Origin of the sequence: Lysinibacillus sp. NPDC097214 (assembly GCF_050277945.1) — a bacterium.
Taxonomy (GTDB): Bacteria; Bacillota; Bacilli; order Bacillales_A; family Planococcaceae; genus Lysinibacillus; species Lysinibacillus xylanilyticus_B.
This window is the reverse complement of the sequence record NZ_JBNNSS010000005.1, coordinates 237,894-253,707: the sequence shown is the minus strand read 5'-3', so window position 1 is coordinate 253,707 and position 15,814 is coordinate 237,894. Positions and strand designations below refer to the sequence as shown.

24 protein-coding genes are annotated in these 15,814 nt (G+C 35.3%); 11 read left to right on the top strand and 13 right to left on the bottom strand.

The genetic code is table 11. From position 1 onward, the window contains the following. Positions 1–239: 239 nt before the first annotated feature. From crcB (ACQKMI_RS13810) to ACQKMI_RS13800, 3 genes are read left to right on the top strand one after another with little or no spacing between them, the layout of a single operon-like run. Positions 240–602, top strand: coding sequence for a fluoride efflux transporter CrcB (gene crcB / locus ACQKMI_RS13810; protein ID WP_427489775.1), 363 nt, complete (start codon positions 240–242; stop codon positions 600–602). Then, positions 599–928, top strand: coding sequence for a fluoride efflux transporter CrcB (gene crcB / locus ACQKMI_RS13805; protein WP_427489773.1), 330 nt, complete (start codon positions 599–601; stop codon positions 926–928). The genes crcB (ACQKMI_RS13810) and crcB (ACQKMI_RS13805) overlap by 4 nt, the downstream gene beginning before the upstream one ends. A 30-nt stretch (positions 929–958) precedes the next feature. Further along, positions 959–1,306, top strand: coding sequence for a hypothetical protein (locus tag ACQKMI_RS13800; RefSeq protein ID WP_427489771.1), 348 nt, complete (start codon positions 959–961; stop codon positions 1,304–1,306). Positions 1,307–1,337: 31 nt separating this feature from the next. On the opposite strand, the gene ACQKMI_RS13795 is transcribed toward ACQKMI_RS13800, so the two are convergent. The 6 genes from ACQKMI_RS13795 to ACQKMI_RS13770 form a co-directional block, all read right to left on the bottom strand. Continuing rightward, the gene (locus ACQKMI_RS13795; protein WP_427489769.1) at positions 1,338–2,039 is read right to left on the bottom strand and encodes an SIR2 family NAD-dependent protein deacylase; all 702 of its coding nucleotides are present in this window, start codon (positions 2,037–2,039) and stop codon (positions 1,338–1,340) included. After that, positions 2,029–2,187, bottom strand: a complete 159-nt coding sequence (locus ACQKMI_RS13790; protein ID WP_427489767.1) for a DUF3951 domain-containing protein — start codon at positions 2,185–2,187, stop codon at positions 2,029–2,031. Before ACQKMI_RS13790 ends, ACQKMI_RS13795 begins: the two co-directional genes overlap by 11 nt. Positions 2,188–2,630: 443 nt before the next feature. After that, positions 2,631–3,176, bottom strand: a complete 546-nt coding sequence (locus ACQKMI_RS13785) for a DUF2812 domain-containing protein (RefSeq protein ID WP_427489765.1) — start codon at positions 3,174–3,176, stop codon at positions 2,631–2,633. Further along, positions 3,166–3,492 carry a PadR family transcriptional regulator gene (locus tag ACQKMI_RS13780; RefSeq protein ID WP_427489763.1) on the bottom strand — a complete coding sequence of 109 codons (327 nt, stop codon included), beginning with the start codon at positions 3,490–3,492 and terminating at the stop codon, positions 3,166–3,168. Before ACQKMI_RS13780 ends, ACQKMI_RS13785 begins: the two co-directional genes overlap by 11 nt. 147 nt (positions 3,493–3,639) lie before the next feature. After that, positions 3,640–4,752, bottom strand: a complete 1,113-nt coding sequence (locus ACQKMI_RS13775; protein ID WP_427489761.1) for a PA2928 family protein — start codon at positions 4,750–4,752, stop codon at positions 3,640–3,642. 285 nt (positions 4,753–5,037) lie between these two features. Beyond that, complete coding sequence (locus tag ACQKMI_RS13770; protein ID WP_427489759.1) at positions 5,038–5,346, bottom strand: antibiotic biosynthesis monooxygenase family protein; 309 nt, start codon at positions 5,344–5,346, stop codon at positions 5,038–5,040. Between the two features lie 91 nt (positions 5,347–5,437). Between ACQKMI_RS13770 and ACQKMI_RS13765 the strand changes: the two genes are divergently transcribed. Then, positions 5,438–6,124 (top strand): ArsR/SmtB family transcription factor, encoded by a 687-nt coding sequence (locus ACQKMI_RS13765; protein ID WP_427489757.1) that lies wholly within the window; start codon positions 5,438–5,440, stop codon positions 6,122–6,124. A 32-nt stretch (positions 6,125–6,156) separates the two neighbouring features. Here the strand turns inward: ACQKMI_RS13765 and ACQKMI_RS13760 are convergent, their stop codons facing one another. After that, positions 6,157–7,059, bottom strand: a complete 903-nt coding sequence (locus ACQKMI_RS13760; protein WP_427489755.1) for a DMT family transporter — start codon at positions 7,057–7,059, stop codon at positions 6,157–6,159. A 178-nt stretch (positions 7,060–7,237) separates the two neighbouring features. On the opposite strand from ACQKMI_RS13760, the gene ACQKMI_RS13755 reads away from it, so the two are divergent. Beyond that, complete coding sequence (locus tag ACQKMI_RS13755; protein ID WP_427489753.1) at positions 7,238–7,909, top strand: response regulator transcription factor; 672 nt, start codon at positions 7,238–7,240, stop codon at positions 7,907–7,909. Further along, the gene (locus tag ACQKMI_RS13750) at positions 7,909–9,144 is read left to right on the top strand and encodes a sensor histidine kinase (protein ID WP_427489751.1); all 1,236 of its coding nucleotides are present in this window, start codon (positions 7,909–7,911) and stop codon (positions 9,142–9,144) included. Before ACQKMI_RS13755 ends, ACQKMI_RS13750 begins: the two co-directional genes overlap by 1 nt. Before the next feature lie 37 nt (positions 9,145–9,181). On the opposite strand, the gene ACQKMI_RS13745 is transcribed toward ACQKMI_RS13750, so the two are convergent. The 5 genes from ACQKMI_RS13745 to ACQKMI_RS13725 all read right to left on the bottom strand — a co-directional run bounded on the left by ACQKMI_RS13745 (position 9,182) and on the right by ACQKMI_RS13725 (position 12,229). Then, positions 9,182–9,736: a ferric reductase-like transmembrane domain-containing protein gene (locus tag ACQKMI_RS13745; protein WP_427489749.1), complete on the bottom strand. Its 555-nt coding sequence runs from the start codon at positions 9,734–9,736 to the stop codon at positions 9,182–9,184. Then, entirely contained in the window at positions 9,737–10,636 is a 900-nt protein-coding gene (locus ACQKMI_RS13740) for an FAD:protein FMN transferase (RefSeq protein ID WP_427489747.1), read from the bottom strand. It lies immediately after the preceding gene. Between the two features lie 12 nt (positions 10,637–10,648). Then, positions 10,649–10,891 (bottom strand): hypothetical protein, encoded by a 243-nt coding sequence (locus tag ACQKMI_RS13735; protein WP_427489745.1) that lies wholly within the window; start codon positions 10,889–10,891, stop codon positions 10,649–10,651. Between the two features lie 12 nt (positions 10,892–10,903). After that, entirely contained in the window at positions 10,904–11,551 is a 648-nt protein-coding gene (locus ACQKMI_RS13730) for a stalk domain-containing protein (RefSeq protein WP_427489743.1), read from the bottom strand. A gap of 180 nt (positions 11,552–11,731) precedes the next feature. Then, the gene (locus ACQKMI_RS13725) at positions 11,732–12,229 is read right to left on the bottom strand and encodes a S4 domain-containing protein (RefSeq protein ID WP_427489741.1); all 498 of its coding nucleotides are present in this window, start codon (positions 12,227–12,229) and stop codon (positions 11,732–11,734) included. A gap of 711 nt (positions 12,230–12,940) precedes the next feature. Here ACQKMI_RS13725 and ACQKMI_RS13720 point away from each other — a divergent pair. Then, the gene (locus ACQKMI_RS13720) at positions 12,941–13,057 is read left to right on the top strand and encodes a YjcZ family sporulation protein (protein ID WP_323651680.1); all 117 of its coding nucleotides are present in this window, start codon (positions 12,941–12,943) and stop codon (positions 13,055–13,057) included. 255 nt (positions 13,058–13,312) lie between these two features. After that, positions 13,313–13,417 (top strand): YjcZ family sporulation protein, encoded by a 105-nt coding sequence (locus ACQKMI_RS13715; RefSeq protein ID WP_427489739.1) that lies wholly within the window; start codon positions 13,313–13,315, stop codon positions 13,415–13,417. Between the two features lie 328 nt (positions 13,418–13,745). Here the strand turns inward: ACQKMI_RS13715 and ACQKMI_RS13710 are convergent, their stop codons facing one another. Then, positions 13,746–14,105: a zinc-binding dehydrogenase gene (locus ACQKMI_RS13710; protein WP_427490117.1), complete on the bottom strand. Its 360-nt coding sequence runs from the start codon at positions 14,103–14,105 to the stop codon at positions 13,746–13,748. Between the two features lie 21 nt (positions 14,106–14,126). Here ACQKMI_RS13710 and ACQKMI_RS13705 point away from each other — a divergent pair, with 21 nt between their 5' ends. The 3 genes from ACQKMI_RS13705 to ACQKMI_RS13695 all read left to right on the top strand — a co-directional run bounded on the left by ACQKMI_RS13705 (position 14,127) and on the right by ACQKMI_RS13695 (position 15,715). Further along, the gene (locus ACQKMI_RS13705; RefSeq protein ID WP_427489737.1) at positions 14,127–14,402 is read left to right on the top strand and encodes a winged helix DNA-binding protein; all 276 of its coding nucleotides are present in this window, start codon (positions 14,127–14,129) and stop codon (positions 14,400–14,402) included. A 416-nt stretch (positions 14,403–14,818) separates the two neighbouring features. Then, positions 14,819–15,268, top strand: a complete 450-nt coding sequence (locus tag ACQKMI_RS13700) for a LytTR family DNA-binding domain-containing protein (RefSeq protein WP_427489735.1) — start codon at positions 14,819–14,821, stop codon at positions 15,266–15,268. Between the two features lie 12 nt (positions 15,269–15,280). Then, the gene (locus ACQKMI_RS13695; protein ID WP_427489733.1) at positions 15,281–15,715 is read left to right on the top strand and encodes a DUF3021 family protein; all 435 of its coding nucleotides are present in this window, start codon (positions 15,281–15,283) and stop codon (positions 15,713–15,715) included. Positions 15,716–15,814 lie beyond the last annotated feature (99 nt).

The window sequence follows — 15,814 nt, the reverse complement described above, 5'->3', positions numbered from 1 at the left end:
TTTTGATTTATCGCCCTAATTTCTAAATTTATCGCTTCAAGAAGTCAAAATAAACTATAGAAAGAAGCATTTGATCCAAAGCTGGTAAAACGGTATACGATATAATAAAAAAAATCATGTCATTTTAAATTTGAGCTCTCTTTGATATATTTGAATCCATATAACTATAGAAATATATCTAAGACGGTTATCTCATGATACACTTTTCAATATAGACATTTAACTAAGGAGTCTTTACTTTGAAATCATTTTTTGCTGTTGGAATCGGCGGATTTTTTGGTGCCATCTGTCGATATAACCTTGGTCAAGCACTTCAAAATATAGGTGGTTTTCCAATTGCAACACTTTGTATGAACTTAATTGGCTGCTTTTGTTTAGCCTGGCTATTTACTATGTTTACAAAGCGTACGCCTATAGTTTTAGGAATTGGTACTGGCTTTTTAGGTGCCTTTACGACATTTTCGACATTTTCTTTAGAAACGCTATTACTTTTGCAGGATAGTAAGTGGCTACAAGCTATTCTTTATATTTTAATGAGTGTTTTTGGTGGTTTAGCCTGTGCATGGCTAGGATTTAAACTTGCGAAGGGGCGCAGCGTATGATAGTTATTGGTATCGGTGGATTTTTGGGTGCACTAACAAGATTTTATCTCGGAAAATTGATTGCTCACCCTTACCCATGGGCAACATTTTTTATGAATATAACAGGTTCTTTTGCACTTGGCCTTCTATTTGCATTACAGCCAAATGATTGGATCTGGCATTTTATAGGGCTTGGTTTTTTAGGGGCCTATACGACATTTTCAACATTTGGGTTTGAATGTTTGCAGCTTTTGGAGCAGAAAAAATGGAAACAAGCGATTATTTATGTATGCACTACGGTTTTATTCGGTTTACTTTTCGCTACTCTCGGCTTTTTCCTTATGTAGCAGCATTTATGAGATACTAGAGGTGATTTTTTGACACAGCCATCCATTGAACAATTACAAGCGCTCGAAGCTGAAATTGAACAAACATTATATACTTTAATCGACTTAGAACTAGAAGAAAACTTTCCAGAAATGAATACCCGCTTTGCACAATTACTTGCAAAGGTTCAAGCTGCTCAGTTAATTGATTATAAACTTGACGTCCTCGTTGATCCTCAAGCATTGTCAACAGAAACATGCACTCTACTACAAAGTTTAATAGAAGCAAAAGCTAGACCACAAAAAAGACAACGACTTTTAACACACCGTATGATTTTAAAAATATGGCTACGTAAAAATCAACGCTTTATGACGGAATTTTTACCACAAATGTTTTAGGCGCCTCTCGATGTCTCAAGGGCGCCTCCTTTTAAAGTGGCAATTGCTGCAGCACTTCTTTTATTTTCCCTTCAATTGTTAAATCAAATTGTACTGCATGCTGCGCAATATCTAAATTAATATAAGCAGTTTTTCCTTTTGTCATCAACGGGAGTTGATTGACAGGATACACTTCAAGGCTCGTACCGATGACAAGGACAAGCTCCGCTGCTCTAATCGCTTCCATTGCATTGTTCCAGCTTACTTGTGGTAAGTTTTCTCCAAAAAGCACTACATTCGGGCGTAGTTTACCACCACAATGTACACAACTCTCTTTGTGTAAGAAACTTTCCATTGATGCAGCTTTCTCGCAGCGATGACAACGAATGGAGCGTATCGAGCCATGTAACTCCTCTACCCTTTGACTTCCTGCTAGCTGATGAAAACCATCAACATTTTGCGTAGCAACTAACGATACAATTCCTCGCTTTTCCCAAGCAGCTAAAATTTGATGCCCTTCATGTGGTGCTACCTTTTCCAAATTTTCTATGCGCATTTTATAAAACTCATGAAACAATGAATAATTTTGTACCAATGCTTCTGTAGTAGCTACTGTTCGAGGATCAATATTATTCCACCAGCCTGATGCCGATCGAAAATCTGGAATCCCACTTTCGGTTGACATACCTGCACCTGTTAAAATGACCGTGCTGTTTGAGGATTGTAACCAGTCACTTAAAAGTTCAATTGTCATGTTTTCCTCCACCATCCACGGCATCATCATATGGTGTATAGGTCATAGTAGGGGTTTTCTTTTTCACAAAAACGCGATATATTGCACGAACCAAAATGCTTGAAAAAATCAGACTTACAATGAGCGCTACGCTATTTCCAATATTCATTTCACCCAATCCTTTCTCTTCGTTAGTTTTTAATAAACTCTACTATTTATATTGTCAGCCAGCATTGGTCATGCTCAAATTGTTAACATAATTATCCCAATATACTCTACATACAAGCGTAAATGTTTTTTAATAATAAAATTTTGCATTTATTTTGGAAGACCTATTTAGAAAACTACTTACTAATACTTAATACTTCTTCAACAAATCAGTTTTTCCTGTAGTTCGGTGCATCTATTTCTCCCCTGCTTTCCGTCGGTGTCTGAGTTCTTTCCGTCGCTCCGAGACTTTTATCCGTCGATAAGGACTTGCTTTCTGTCGATGCTAATTCTAACCGTCACTTTGAGTTTTCTTTCCGGCGGTGTCTGAGTTCTCTCCGTCGCTCTGAGACTTCTATCCGGAAGTCATAAAAAAACAGCTGATAAACATCAGCTGTTCTTACTTTATATATGCTTTGATTTTAATCGTAGGTTTTTCCACATATGATAGTAAACTCCACCAGAGGTCATGAGCGCTGGGAAAGTAAATATAATGGAATATGAAAATCCTTGCTCTGCAATGTGTTGAATTGTCCCAGAGGCAAATATCATAAATATCCACAAGACCATAGTGATAGCAAGAGCAATTGATGCTACTAAATTTACAGACTTTGCAAGACGAGCTAATTTATCAATAGAAGACTCTGCATCACTATAAATAGGTGTCGTTTCTGGAACTGCTTTAAAAATATGCATGTTAGCGCTTGAGCATACATGTGTCCAGCCACCGTAAGCAAATAGTTCAAAATACTCTTCTTCTTCATCCTTCCGTAATTTACGATAATCAATACTAAAAACGGCTTCTTCTGGTTCACCCTTTTCTAGCCCGTAGCCAGCAAGTCGAAACCTTTTTAATTGCCAGCCCTTTGCCGCTTTTTCGCTTAATTTTTTCATATCACGTGCCTCAGAAAAAGCTAAACCAATTGATGGCATATATCTCTTATTTCGCACTATTATTCCCCCTTTGTAATCCCCGCTCTGCCAAATGAATCATGACCTTTCTTCTTTCAATATCTTCAAACAAAATTTCTCGACCTTTATCTGTTAAGACATAGACCTTTCTGCGTGAGTCCGAATCATCGTGTAGCTGAATTAGCTGTTCAGCTACTAGTTTTTTTATAATTGTATAAAGGGATGCTGGACCAACTACGAAAGTACCCTTTGTCGTCTCCTCAATTAAACTCATGACCGCATAGCCATGTCTCGGCTCAGTTAAGGCAGCCATAATATAAAAAACAGAATCTGTTAACTGCTCTAATGATTTCATTGTTACACCTCCAATATATCATTTTATGATATATCATTAATTAATATATCACTTTACGATATATCTAACAACTCTTTTAATATTTAGCTCCAAAATATAAAATCCCCGCCAAGCCATTACTTGGAGGGGATAGATTTTACATGCATATTAATTTTCTCGAACTGGGCGATTCCAACGTAGCTGATATCTGAACATTTCTTTTTTCGTATCCTTATCTAACAACAGAAACTCATCTCCTGCTTGAATCGCATAATAGTTCTCTAATGTACGAACACCCGGATTTCTTTGCTCAGCATTCACAACACCTATATTTTCTTCCCACATCATTCGATGATTTTTCATATCATATGATAATACGATACTATCTGCACTTTCCCGCTTCGTTTGACGATAGGATACAATGGCTGTTTGTTGTTGCAGATCCACATCTAATACAGCAAGCTCTAGATTTTTGTATGCTTGAATAGCAGGTTCAGCTAATACATGACTACTAAATTCTCGAACCTCATCATAATCCTCCAACGGTTTATTATGCGAAGCAAAATAACCAGGAATATTGGATTCTATGAAAAATTTTGTAGAAAGATATTTTTCCGCTTTATTATCTTCGCTTAATTTTTTGCCATCAAAGTGATAAAATTTCCCATCGACACCCTCTAAATAAAGATTATTTTGCAACAAGACTATGTTATGGGAACCATTATTTAAAACATCTATTAACTGTTTGTGTTTTTTCGCAAATTCCTTTTCAGATAGCTTTTCTTTTCCCGTTTGTATATCTAATAATGAAAGTTTCCCGTACTCACCGTCACGATGATGAACAAGAAGCCCCCCCATAAAATTGCCAATCAGTGTATCTTTACTTGAAGAATATTTGGTCCACTGTTTTTCACCTGTTTGCAAATTAATTGCTACAATTTGATGATGTGAAATAATTTGCGTAATCCCATTAGTTGTACCGTTATTTTCAGATCCCTCAACCATTTGGACAGCAATTTTCTGTGCATCATCTGTATAAATAGGAGACTCGGAATTGATTGGGAAGCTTCGACCCGCTAAGCCAAAAGCAATCATCAAAAGATTACCCAAAAAAGCATAAAGGATAAAAGTTATGACAAAAGCAGCTTTAAGTTGGCGTTTAAACAAAGCATACACTAATAATAATAGTCCAACGCCAATGACAATACCTAAAAAGATATCGTGAACAAGCCAACCATTAAAGCGCCACGAATCAATATATCGTTGAAAAAAATTGTCCAATTCTCCTCCTCCTCAGATATTTTGCCTTGGCGTAATTGCGTTCGGATTTTGAATTGTGCCCGCACAATTCATTCCTTTAAAAAATCCGTAACATCCGCCGGAGGCTTTATCTTCATTCAGTAGATGTTTGGACACCCTGAAAAGAAACCACACCCTCATTCATCTCACCCTTTTAAGAGGTAGGAGTCTTCTACTGAATGAAGATATACCGGTTTTCACGGTTAACTAAAATCAGAATTATATTAACTCTTCCTATAAATTTAGTTTTGACGTTTCACGATTTAATTACATTGTAAAAGAATAATCTTTTATGACTTTACAAATCTCCACGTTATATTGCTTATACCATTTTTCTTTTCCGAATTTCTGTGCAACTAGATGTTTTGAATTTTCTTTCCATGCCTGAATAGCGTCTAGTGATTCCCAATAGGATACAGTTATTCCCTTACCTTCGGAATTTCTAGCACTTTCTATACGGATAAAACCCGGCTGCTTTTGTGCTAGTTCATCCATTACTTCTGCCATCTTAGCATAGCCTTCTCCATCCTCTTCTGTTCTTTGTGAAGTGAAAATTACAGTATAATATGTTTTCATAGCTATTTACTCCCACCTTTTTATGTATTATTGTAAACGATAGATACTTAGATGAAAATCGAAATATGGAATGCAGAAAGGATAGTGACAAATGGGTATTAATCCAAACATGGCTGAAATCGCTTCTCTCCTTGGAGAAACTTCAAGAGCTACGATGCTTGCTAGCATGATGGATGATCGTTTTCATACTGCCAGTGAATTAGCTTATATGGCGGCTATTAAACCTCAGACTGCTAGTTTTCATCTCGCTAAGTTAGTAGAAGGTAACCTTGTTAGAGTAGAGAAACAAGGTCGTCATCGATATTTTCAGTTAGCAGGTGAAGAAATTGCTCAATTACTAGAATCCTTCCTAGCGATTTCTCCACCACCGGAAGTACGTTCTTTAAAACAATCTAGCCAAATGAAATTATTACAGGATGCAAGAACTTGCTATGACCATTTAGCTGGTAAACTAGGCGTTCAATTAACAGAATCATTGCTTAACGCGGGTTTTCTAAAACTAGAAGATAAACAGTTTCTCATAACAGCTGAAGGCGCACAATTTTTTACGGATTTCGGTCTTGATTTAGATGATTTAAAAAGAAAGCGTCGATCATTTTCCCATGCATGTTTGGATTGGAGCGAGCGACGTTATCATCTAGCGGGCGCACTCGGTCAAGGAATGCTGACACATTTTTTAAGCTTGGGATGGGTGACTCGTGTCCCATCTATTCGTGCCATTAAAGTGACTGAAAAAGGACGAGCAGGCTTTAAAGAAGTTTTTAAATTTGAAGTTTAAATGATTTATCTTCTTTTGTGGGTAGACTTTGCTCAAATACGATCATTCAAAGTCTCTCCACGGATATTTTTATTAGATTTAGCTATAAAGTTACGGTTCACTAAGTAGATACCAACAATAATAAACAGCCCACCGAAAACTAATGATAGTTTTAATGGTTCATCTAATAGTACCCATCCTGTTAACACGCCGAAAAAAGGAGCTAAAAACAAAAAGGCACTCGTTTTTCCAGGGTCACTATTTTGTAAAAGATAATACCAGCCTGCAAATTGAACAATTGACGAGAAAATACTGAGCCATAATAAAATGAATACAGAATGAACATTAACAATAAAAAATGGTTGTTCTAACTCAAAACTAGCCAGTAAAAGTAATATACCACCAAAAAGCATTTGATAGGCTGATAGTACCCATGTATCAAATAATACGCCCCATTTTTTTGCTAGCAGTGTCGCAATGGCCCAGAAAACGGCTGACAGAATGCCAAAAATAATTCCAATTTCAATTTTAACTTGTGCACCCATTGTAATCATAACACCAATTACCCCCAACAAAACACCACACCATTGATACAATCTGTAACGTACCTTCGTAAATATTGTAGCAAATACAACTACAAGCAAAGGATTCGTAAATGTTAAAATAGAAGATTCACTTGCCGTAATTGTACGTAAGCTTAAAAAAATACAGCCCATTACACCAGCAGTTTGAAACGCCCCTATCGTTACTATTTTTATCCAGCCTTCTTTCGAGGTCGGATGAGGTCTTTTTATAGCAATCACGATGACAGCCATCATCATCCCTGCTAGTATAAATCGGAGTGCAGCCAATAACAGTGGAGATGAATACGGCAACCCCAATTTGACAACGGCAAATGAAGATCCCATTAAAAATGTTGTCAAAACTAATAATGCTATAAATTTATAAATATTCATTATTTGTCCCCCCCAATTTCTATGTCTAAGGACATTATAAACAGGAAAAACTTCAACGCTTATCGAAGTATGAAATACATAATTTTAAATTTAGAGATGGTGAAACGAAACTTTTTCAGTTTCATTTCATTTTTCAAGCGTATACTTAGCTGAATATAGTCAATAGGAGGAAGCTACCTTGAAAATATTACTAGCAGAAGATGATGCACGATTAAGAAGAAATATCGTTCATATGTTAAAGAAAGAATTTCACAATGTGACTGAAGCAGAAAATGGACAGGAAGCGCTAGACCATACGCTTACGGAGAAATATGATCTTGTTATTTTAGATTGGATGATGCCGTACGTTAGTGGCATTCAAGTATGCCAACAGTTACGAAACACTGGATTCAATGGTAGTATTTTAATGCTTACAGCGAAGGACGACACAGAAGACATTATTAAAGGACTTGATAGTGGCGCAGATGATTACATAGTAAAACCATTTAAAATAGAGGAACTGTTGGCAAGAGTTCGCGCATTACTACGAAGAAAGGATAAAGTGATAGAACAGGTCATCCAGATCGATCAATTACAGCTGAATGTAGATTCCCGAGTGTTTCTGTACAATAATGAAGTAGTGGATCTTACTAAAAATGAATTTTTACTGTTAGAATATTTATTTATCAATAAAGGACGTGTACTAACTAGAGAACAAATTTGTATTTATATATGGGGCTACGATTATGATGTTTCGAATAATTCCTTAGATGCTTTAGTCAAGCTTGTGCGAAAAAAAATTGATGATAGTCAATCCAAATCACGTATTCAAAATGTCAGAGGTATTGGCTATAAACTGAGGGAAGACTAATGTTTCATAAAACGAAAAAAAAGTTATCCTATTTGTATGCAACGCTTTACTTTTTATTATTTTCACTATTCGTTATTGTTCTATACTTTTCACTTGTAAAATTAATGGAAAATCAACAAATAAACGAATTGGAAGACTTTTATGGTAGGCAAGAGCACGATTTTTTTGAACATGTTCATGCAAACACTAAAACTTTAAATTATGACCCTAATCGTAATTTTTTTTACTATATTTACACAAAGGATCATAAGTTTGTCCATGGTGACGAATCTTACAAAGGACTGAAGAATCAGATCGAGAAATCATTTGGCAATAGGAACCCAAGTGAGGAACTCGTGCAGCATTATGAATGGCAGGAAGAGCATTTTCTACTTCTAAAGAAGCCCATTTTCAACGAAGATACAGTAGCAGGCTATATTATCGTTGGTAAATCTGTGACGTCACAGCATCACTTTTTCCAAATGACAAAGTATTTACTAATAGTTTTAACTTGTATTTCAACGGTCTTAATCGGTCTACTGGCTTATTATTTGGCTGGTAAAGCGATGGTCCCTATTCAATGGTCGTTCGATAAACAAAAAAAGTTCGTATCCGATGCCTCTCATGAATTACGAACACCACTAAGTATTTTTTATAGTTCCCTAGAAATTTTAGAACTTGAGGAAGCACAGCAATTAAGCCCTTTTGGCAAAGAATTAATTGCAGATTTAAAAGATGAGGCTGAAATAATGAAAGAGCTCATAGAAAAACTGCTGTTCTTAGCAAGACACGATCAGCAGCAGGTTTCCATTCAAAAAGAAATCATCCCATTATCTGCTTTACTCAAAAAAGTGAGCTCGAAATTTCAAAGGATTATGCCTCCTGAAATACAGTTTGCTACTGAGATCCAAGAAAACATCAAGCTGCTCGGCGATGCTTCAAAAATTCAAGAGCTGCTTTATATTCTATTAGACAATGCGATTAGATATACAAATAGCGGAACCATAACACTAACTCTTTTAAAAAATAAAGACACTGTAAAAATTACTGTTGCAGATAGTGGAGTTGGTATGACTGAACAGGAATTACCTTTAGTGTTCGAGCGATTCTACCGAAGTGATGCTGCCCGCCAACGAAATGGCACTGGTTTAGGTCTTGCTATAGCCAAATCAATAGTGGAGCAACATGATGGTAAAATTTTCGCGACAAGCACAGTAAATAAAGGCACTACAATTCATATTGAATTCCCTATTTAATAAGGAATCGGGGCTTTTTAAACAGCCCCGATTTTAGTTAATTATCGTGTGACGTTGAAACATTTACTTTTTTCATGAACTGGCTAATTGTTCTTGCTACTAGTACGAACATGGTCATCCCTCCGGAAACTACATAAAACAGCATAATCAACGTATTTTCTGTATCCGTTCCTATAAGCACTCCGTGAACAAGTGATAATGCCCATGCTGGTAGCACAAGTAAGTGAAGTTTTTTCCATAAGGAGCGATTCATTGTTCGAATCCATAAATCCGATGTCATAATGACCATTAAAAATAAATAAAATCCGATGGTTCCAAGGGCCGATGGTAGAGACTGATAGTTAGCTGAGAAAGGAATTAAAATTCCTACTATTCTATACGGCTCATACTGATCGATTAAAAGCACTACCATATGCGCGATTACGGTGATTAACCCTAGCCATCCCGCATTTTGATGGATATGATAAATTAAATTTTTATGTGATTTGATAAATGAGGATTTTCTCAACAAACCAAATATAATGGAAATTGTGAAGTAAAAATACGCTAATAACCCTAATAACCGAATCCATTCCCACGTACTTATAATCATTTATTTCACCCCTGTCATCCTCCAATTTGCTGCTTGTCCTTCTTTAACAATGAAACGGGCACTTTGTTGACAATTATTTTCGAACCATTTCTGCAATTTGCTCTCATCCATAAGAAAGCAAAGTTTTGCCCCAACCTCTGCATCACATAAAGAAGACGTTACAACTGAAGCTTGTATTACTTCTGTATTGGCGATTTCGCCTGTTTGTCCGTTTAATACATGATGTTTCTTCACTGTTCCTTGCATCCAGCTTCGATAAACCCGATTGGATGTAGCAATGGCACCTGTTTTCAGTTTAATCGAGCTTATTTCCTTGTCGATATCCCAGGCATCCGCAACACCGATTGTCCAGGACTTTTCCCCAGAAGACCACACTTTCATATCCCCTCCCCCGTCTATTAGTCCGAAATCAGGAGATACCTCTTGCTCAAGCCAATTCGCCAATTTTTCAATCACATATCCTTTGGCAAATCCACCTAAATCAATTTCCTGCTGTGCTACTCTCATTACTTGCTCACCGCCAAGAAATTCATATGGTCGCTCTGCCATTAGCGGTTTGTTTTGAAATGCCTTGCTTTTAGCTGTATCAAATGGGAAAGATTGATTGTAGCCATGCTGTTCTAATTGACGTTTAAGATATGGAGAAAATAAACCATTAGAAAGTTGATAATACCGATCCGCTTGTATTAAACAATCATATAAGAGCGAACTAATACGGAGCGTTTTTCCAATTTCTAAACTATTAAGTTGTGATAATTCATTATTTGATTGAAATCTTGACCATTCTTTTGCTACATATTGAAGCCATTTCTCTACTTTTTCTTTCCATACGACATGAATACCTTTTGGCATAGCAATATAAAATTCAGTATTCATTATTTGTAAAGTTAGTGTATCCACATGACCACTCCATTACGTTCTTTTTGTTTTGCGCTCGCTTTTGACAGTAGGTTGACTTGTCATTTCAAAGTTTGTCCAATCTAGCTGTACTAGTTCTTTTTCTTTTTTTGTCATATTTTCCTGGCCTACTTCCTGAATATTATTTGTACGTGTAGAGTCAGTTTCTGCTGGGCTGTTAATTTGGGATAGTATCGCTGCAGATAAAAGTATCCCCGATGCCCCTAATACCCATTTAGCTTTTTTCAGATCTTTCATAGTGCTTCCCCCCTAATTCGTAATTGGCTGGCATACAAACGTTTGATTACTTTCTTGCCATTCAGCTATATACCCCAAGCCATTCGTTATAGTACTAATAGGTACATATAATTCTTCATTTACATAAAACGCTTGTGCAGATGATGGTGTTTTCACATTGTTATCATAAACAACGTTAGTTCCAGCACGGTAAATTATTTCATTCGCTTGATGTTGGATCATTAAAATATTACTTGCTTTGTAAAAGGTTGCTTTTGCTCCTAAAACTTGAGCTACTGCTTTTCCCGGCACAAAAAATTCTCCGTCTTTTGGTATCACAAAAAAGCTCAGCTTCTTATTAGTACCTTCTACCTTAAACGTAACTTTTTGAGAGCTTGTAAAAGGTAATACTTCTTTATCTGCTGCAACTGTTCGTGTCCAAATATTCCAAGTCCCTTTTGTACTTACAGCATCTTGAAAATAGTAAGTTTCACCTTCTTTTTCATCATCATAGTAAAAGTTGTCATCGTCATCGTCATCGTCTTTATCGTCCTTATATTCTTTATACTTTTCATATTTTTTATCTTCATGTTTATGATCATCTGCATGTACGACTACGTCATTTGTTATAAAACCCGCTAATATAAGAACTACAACAAGACTAATTTTTTTCATCCTCATCAATATCACTCCTTTCATTTGTCTTCATTCTAAGTTTTAAAAATGATACGAGACTGAATTTTTCAAACAAATTTTTACAGACAAAAAGCCATTTCTATGGACAGATTCCTCTGCACTTAGAAATGGCTTTGTTCATAAGGTAATTATTTTTAATATTTCAATCAAAGTACTTAAAATCTTTTAGTCAATGAAGATGGAAATACATTCGCCCTTTGACAATCTTGAACTAGGTTTGATGACTTGCTCATTTAATTGAATCGTTCCTTTTTCAATTTTTTTGATGATTTGTGATCGGCTCCAATCCTCAATTTGGTTTGCAAGCACTTTATCAATTCGATGTATTCCTGTCACATCATCTAGTTCAATGTGTATTACCTTTATTCCTTGTTCTGCTAAGCTAGATATCGCAATCGTAGACAAAATTGAAAATTCCTCTTTCTGGTCTTCCATTTCAGCAACATGCTCTGAGAACGTTTTATAATTAACTAACTTTTTATTCCAAGTATGATTTTTTTCGCATTTATAAATTGCATATTGATAAATATTTTTTCCATTTGCGTTATGCCTTCGTACATTTGTATCCGTAAAAACAGATAGTGTTCCACACATTTTACAGTGCTTCTTGACCGTTCGTTCTGGTAGTTGAGAAAGCTTCCAGCGGACTGTAATAGTTAACATTAATCCTTCACCTCTTAAGATAAAGGTACGCAAGCATCTATTTGGATATTTCGCAGTTCAATGTAAAATTTATTGAATAAATAGAAAAGGAGATCCTGCACAAGGACCTCCTGACACATTGAGACTACAGGGTTGCTCGGTTCCTTTGTAATGAGAAAAATGGGCATACTCCCCCCTTGAAAAAAACAATGTTTTTTTGAGGGATATGCTATCCAATTTATTGATCATTACAAAGTAAAGTTTGGCATACGTGTTCTCCTGTATCCTTTCCATCCAAATAGAATTACCCTTACTTCACCACATAATTACATTTAAATACAATTGGAAGAGTATTCAATTATTTGACCTGCACAGAATACCTTATCACTTTGAAAAAAACGTTATCTTTCTTGAAATAAAGAAAGATAACGTTTTTTAAAAATTTCATTCTAGGGTCACTTTTACCGAGTAATGCTTTTCATTTTAACCTGCGGGATACTGTGGATATTCATATAAAATCGATCCCTTTGCTCTTCTTTGAGTTCATCATGTTATAGTATTTAATTCATTTAGATTTACTATATTTTTAAAATGGACTTATTACCAATCACTTTTTAATTTTTTAGTGTCATTGCTCTCTTTTTTTAAATATTTAAGCACCGTATAGATACTTATCAATATCCCTTTTGATTACGATACATAGTATAAATTAAGAAAGGAGGGGAGTTTTTTATGTCTCAAAATTGTGGTAGCGGCAGTGGTTATGGTACTGGTTCAGCATTCGCGCTAATTGTTGTTCTATTCATTCTTTTAATTATTGTCGGCACTAGTTTCATGAGAGTTTATTAATATCCTATACCGCCTATAATGCTCATAACTATTGTAAGGTAATACTAAAACCTTACTACATCTAATCTGTGCTAAGGGTCACAATCCTCCGGTGACCCTTTTATACTTCCTCTTCCAATGTTCAGCGCCTAAAATTATGTTCTTAATCATCTAAAGCTATTTTTTTCAACATTTTCCTAAGGCATCCTAAGATAAATATCGCAACTCATTTTGACAACTATACATATTATAAAATATAGAAAGGAGGGATTTACAATGTCTGAATATTATGGTAGTGGCAATGGCTCAACATTTGCTCTAATTGTTGTTCTTTTCATTCTTTTAATTATTGTCGGTACTAGTTTCATGAGAGTTTATTAATACCTAATACCGCCTCCAATGCTCATAACTAATAGGATAATCCAAATTTAGACTTAAAATTATCCTTCCCTTCAAATCTCAACAAGGGTCACAATCCTCCGGTGACCCTTTTAATATTTCCTCTATCTTTGCATACTCAACTTTCAAAGGCATCCTAAAAAGCCACATCATTGATATGCTAGATTAGCTACAGTAAAAAGCCATTTTTCTAATAATGAAATGATTTTCCTTAATAAAATAATTATTAGCAAGGATCACTCCTTTTGAATTCACAATGTGCTAAATAATTGTTGATTTAATGGCATACCCTTTTTTATTATTTATTAACCTAAGGCTTTAACAGAATTCTTCCAACCGAGTTTCTATCTTCCATTCTAGAATGCGCCTCGGCTACATCTATTAAGGGATACACATGATCTATTTTTATTGAAATACTATTATTTGCTACCCACTTCTGGAAATTCTCCATATATTCAGGCCAATATTTCATATACGGAAGTCCATTTGTTCTTGTTAAAAATAGAGATCCTTTTTCTTGGAGTTTCATTAAATCAAATGGCGGAACATATCCACTTGACTGACCATACATCACTAGATACCCCCCTAAACCAAGACTATTCAAATTTGATTCAAAGGTATCCTTTCCAACCCCATCATAAACCACACGGATTCCCTCTGGCCCATCAATGGTATTACGATTTCTAAAGAAATGGAAATTCCCAAAGGAACTGTTTCAAAAATTACGCGCAAGTTAGAGAGTTTGAACCTCATAAGTAAAGAGCAGTTACCCGATAATAAAAAGGAAATTCTCTTTTCTATTACACCACTGGGATATGAATTGTTTGAAGTTCACAAGGAACTTCATGAGCATATAGAAAAGAATGTAATTCATTTTTTAAATCAATACCACTCTAATGAATTGGATTTTTTAACTAGAGTACTAGAAGACCTCTTAAAACAATCATTATTTCAATTAGAGGAATAAACTCCCCCGCCTTCCTTATGGCTACCAGAAATAGATTAAACGGCTTGAGTCCTTTAGAATTCAGAGCTCAAGCCGCTTAATACATTTTTATCTTATTACCGTTGTCTACTTGGCAGGGACAAAGACTGAAACCAATATTGGATTCAGTCTTTGTTTACTTAATTAATATATCAGCCACCGTTTGTTAAACTACCTGCTCCGTTAGTGATCTTTCTTATACTTTATCTGTAACAAGCCCTTTCTCCTACACTTGACTTAGCCGATCCTGGCTACTATCATAATATAAAATCCATACAGTAATCTGATAAAATGCAAAAAATTGTATACGGAGGTGTTATCATTAGGAAAACAAGCCTATTTAGATATGCTTCATTTGAGTTAATAAAACAGAACAGAATTAAATAATTTGAATTTTCGTGGGTGATAATATGAAAATTTCAATAGAAGAAATAAGCCAAGAATTCGAAGAAGAGATTCTTATTAAATGTCATGAGGTTGATGACGAAATATATGACATCATCAACAACCTGAAAACCGAGAACCTCATTTTACTCGGACATCAAAATGATAGTATTCACCGCATTAAGCTTAGTAATATCTATTATTTCGAGGCAGTCGAGGGAAAAGTTTTTATTTACTGCAGGGACAATGTTTTTGAAGTAAAACAAAAACTATACGAGCTAGAGGAATTATGTACGGGAAAAAACTGTTTTCGCGCATCGAAATCAACTATTTTGAACATCGCGAAAATTTCATCTATTTATCCGACGATTAGTGGTCGATTCGAAGCGGTGCTGGATAACGGAGAACGCACTGTTATATCAAGGCAATATGTGCCTGTCCTAAAAAAAATGCTTGGTTTGTAAAGAGGGATATATATGAACTTTTTTGAATTTGTGCAAAAGATAATTAAGAATTTTTTTATCATCTTCGCATCCATAATCATGGTTATTACTTTGTTACGACAAATGTTTAATCATGACATGGCATTTGATTTAAAGTCAATTTATATCATTATGGCATTTTCATTTTTAAGTGCATTAACGGGATTTATTTTATTTTCTCCTCACGATTTAAGCGAGAAGGAAATGCGAATAAGGATTATTATTCATTTCTTCACTTTGGAGATTCTATTGATTGTCCTTGGCAGTGCTATTAATCTTGTAAATGGCACATCAGAAATAATCATTCTTGCACTGCAAATTGCCGTAATCTATATCATTGTTCGTTTACTGTCATGGCAAAATGATAAAAAAGATGCAAAAGAAATCAATGAAAAACTAAAAGCATTGAAGAAAGACTTTGGTGAGTAGTCAAGAAAATCAATAAGCAGTAGGTGTCTGCAACAAACTTTCTTACGGTAAGCATTAGAGCTTGCCGTTTTTTTGCATCTTATTGGCCTGTGAATACAG

What these genes read in the sequence shown, in the direction of transcription:
- crcB (WP_427489773.1), top strand. Translation starts at nt 599, where the DNA reads ATGATAGTTATTGGTATCGGTGGATTTTTGGGTGCACTAACAAGATTT.
- ACQKMI_RS13795 (WP_427489769.1), bottom strand. Translation starts at nt 2,039, where the DNA reads ATGACAATTGAACTTTTAAGTGACTGGTTACAATCCTCAAACAGCACG.
- ACQKMI_RS13790 (WP_427489767.1), bottom strand. Translation starts at nt 2,187, where the DNA reads ATGAATATTGGAAATAGCGTAGCGCTCATTGTAAGTCTGATTTTTTCA.
- ACQKMI_RS13780 (WP_427489763.1), bottom strand. Translation starts at nt 3,492, where the DNA reads ATGAAATCATTAGAGCAGTTAACAGATTCTGTTTTTTATATTATGGCT.
- ACQKMI_RS13770 (WP_427489759.1), bottom strand. Translation starts at nt 5,346, where the DNA reads ATGAAAACATATTATACTGTAATTTTCACTTCACAAAGAACAGAAGAG.
- ACQKMI_RS13765 (WP_427489757.1), top strand. Translation starts at nt 5,438, where the DNA reads ATGGGTATTAATCCAAACATGGCTGAAATCGCTTCTCTCCTTGGAGAA.
- ACQKMI_RS13760 (WP_427489755.1), bottom strand. Translation starts at nt 7,059, where the DNA reads ATGAATATTTATAAATTTATAGCATTATTAGTTTTGACAACATTTTTA.
- ACQKMI_RS13750 (WP_427489751.1), top strand. Translation starts at nt 7,909, where the DNA reads ATGTTTCATAAAACGAAAAAAAAGTTATCCTATTTGTATGCAACGCTT.
- ACQKMI_RS13745 (WP_427489749.1), bottom strand. Translation starts at nt 9,736, where the DNA reads ATGATTATAAGTACGTGGGAATGGATTCGGTTATTAGGGTTATTAGCG.
- ACQKMI_RS13735 (WP_427489745.1), bottom strand. Translation starts at nt 10,891, where the DNA reads ATGAAAGATCTGAAAAAAGCTAAATGGGTATTAGGGGCATCGGGGATA.
- ACQKMI_RS13730 (WP_427489743.1), bottom strand. Translation starts at nt 11,551, where the DNA reads ATGAGGATGAAAAAAATTAGTCTTGTTGTAGTTCTTATATTAGCGGGT.
- ACQKMI_RS13725 (WP_427489741.1), bottom strand. Translation starts at nt 12,229, where the DNA reads ATGTTAACTATTACAGTCCGCTGGAAGCTTTCTCAACTACCAGAACGA.
- ACQKMI_RS13720 (WP_323651680.1), top strand. Translation starts at nt 12,941, where the DNA reads ATGTCTCAAAATTGTGGTAGCGGCAGTGGTTATGGTACTGGTTCAGCA.
- ACQKMI_RS13715 (WP_427489739.1), top strand. Translation starts at nt 13,313, where the DNA reads ATGTCTGAATATTATGGTAGTGGCAATGGCTCAACATTTGCTCTAATT.
- ACQKMI_RS13705 (WP_427489737.1), top strand. Translation starts at nt 14,127, where the DNA reads ATGGAAATTCCCAAAGGAACTGTTTCAAAAATTACGCGCAAGTTAGAG.
- ACQKMI_RS13695 (WP_427489733.1), top strand. Translation starts at nt 15,281, where the DNA reads ATGAACTTTTTTGAATTTGTGCAAAAGATAATTAAGAATTTTTTTATC.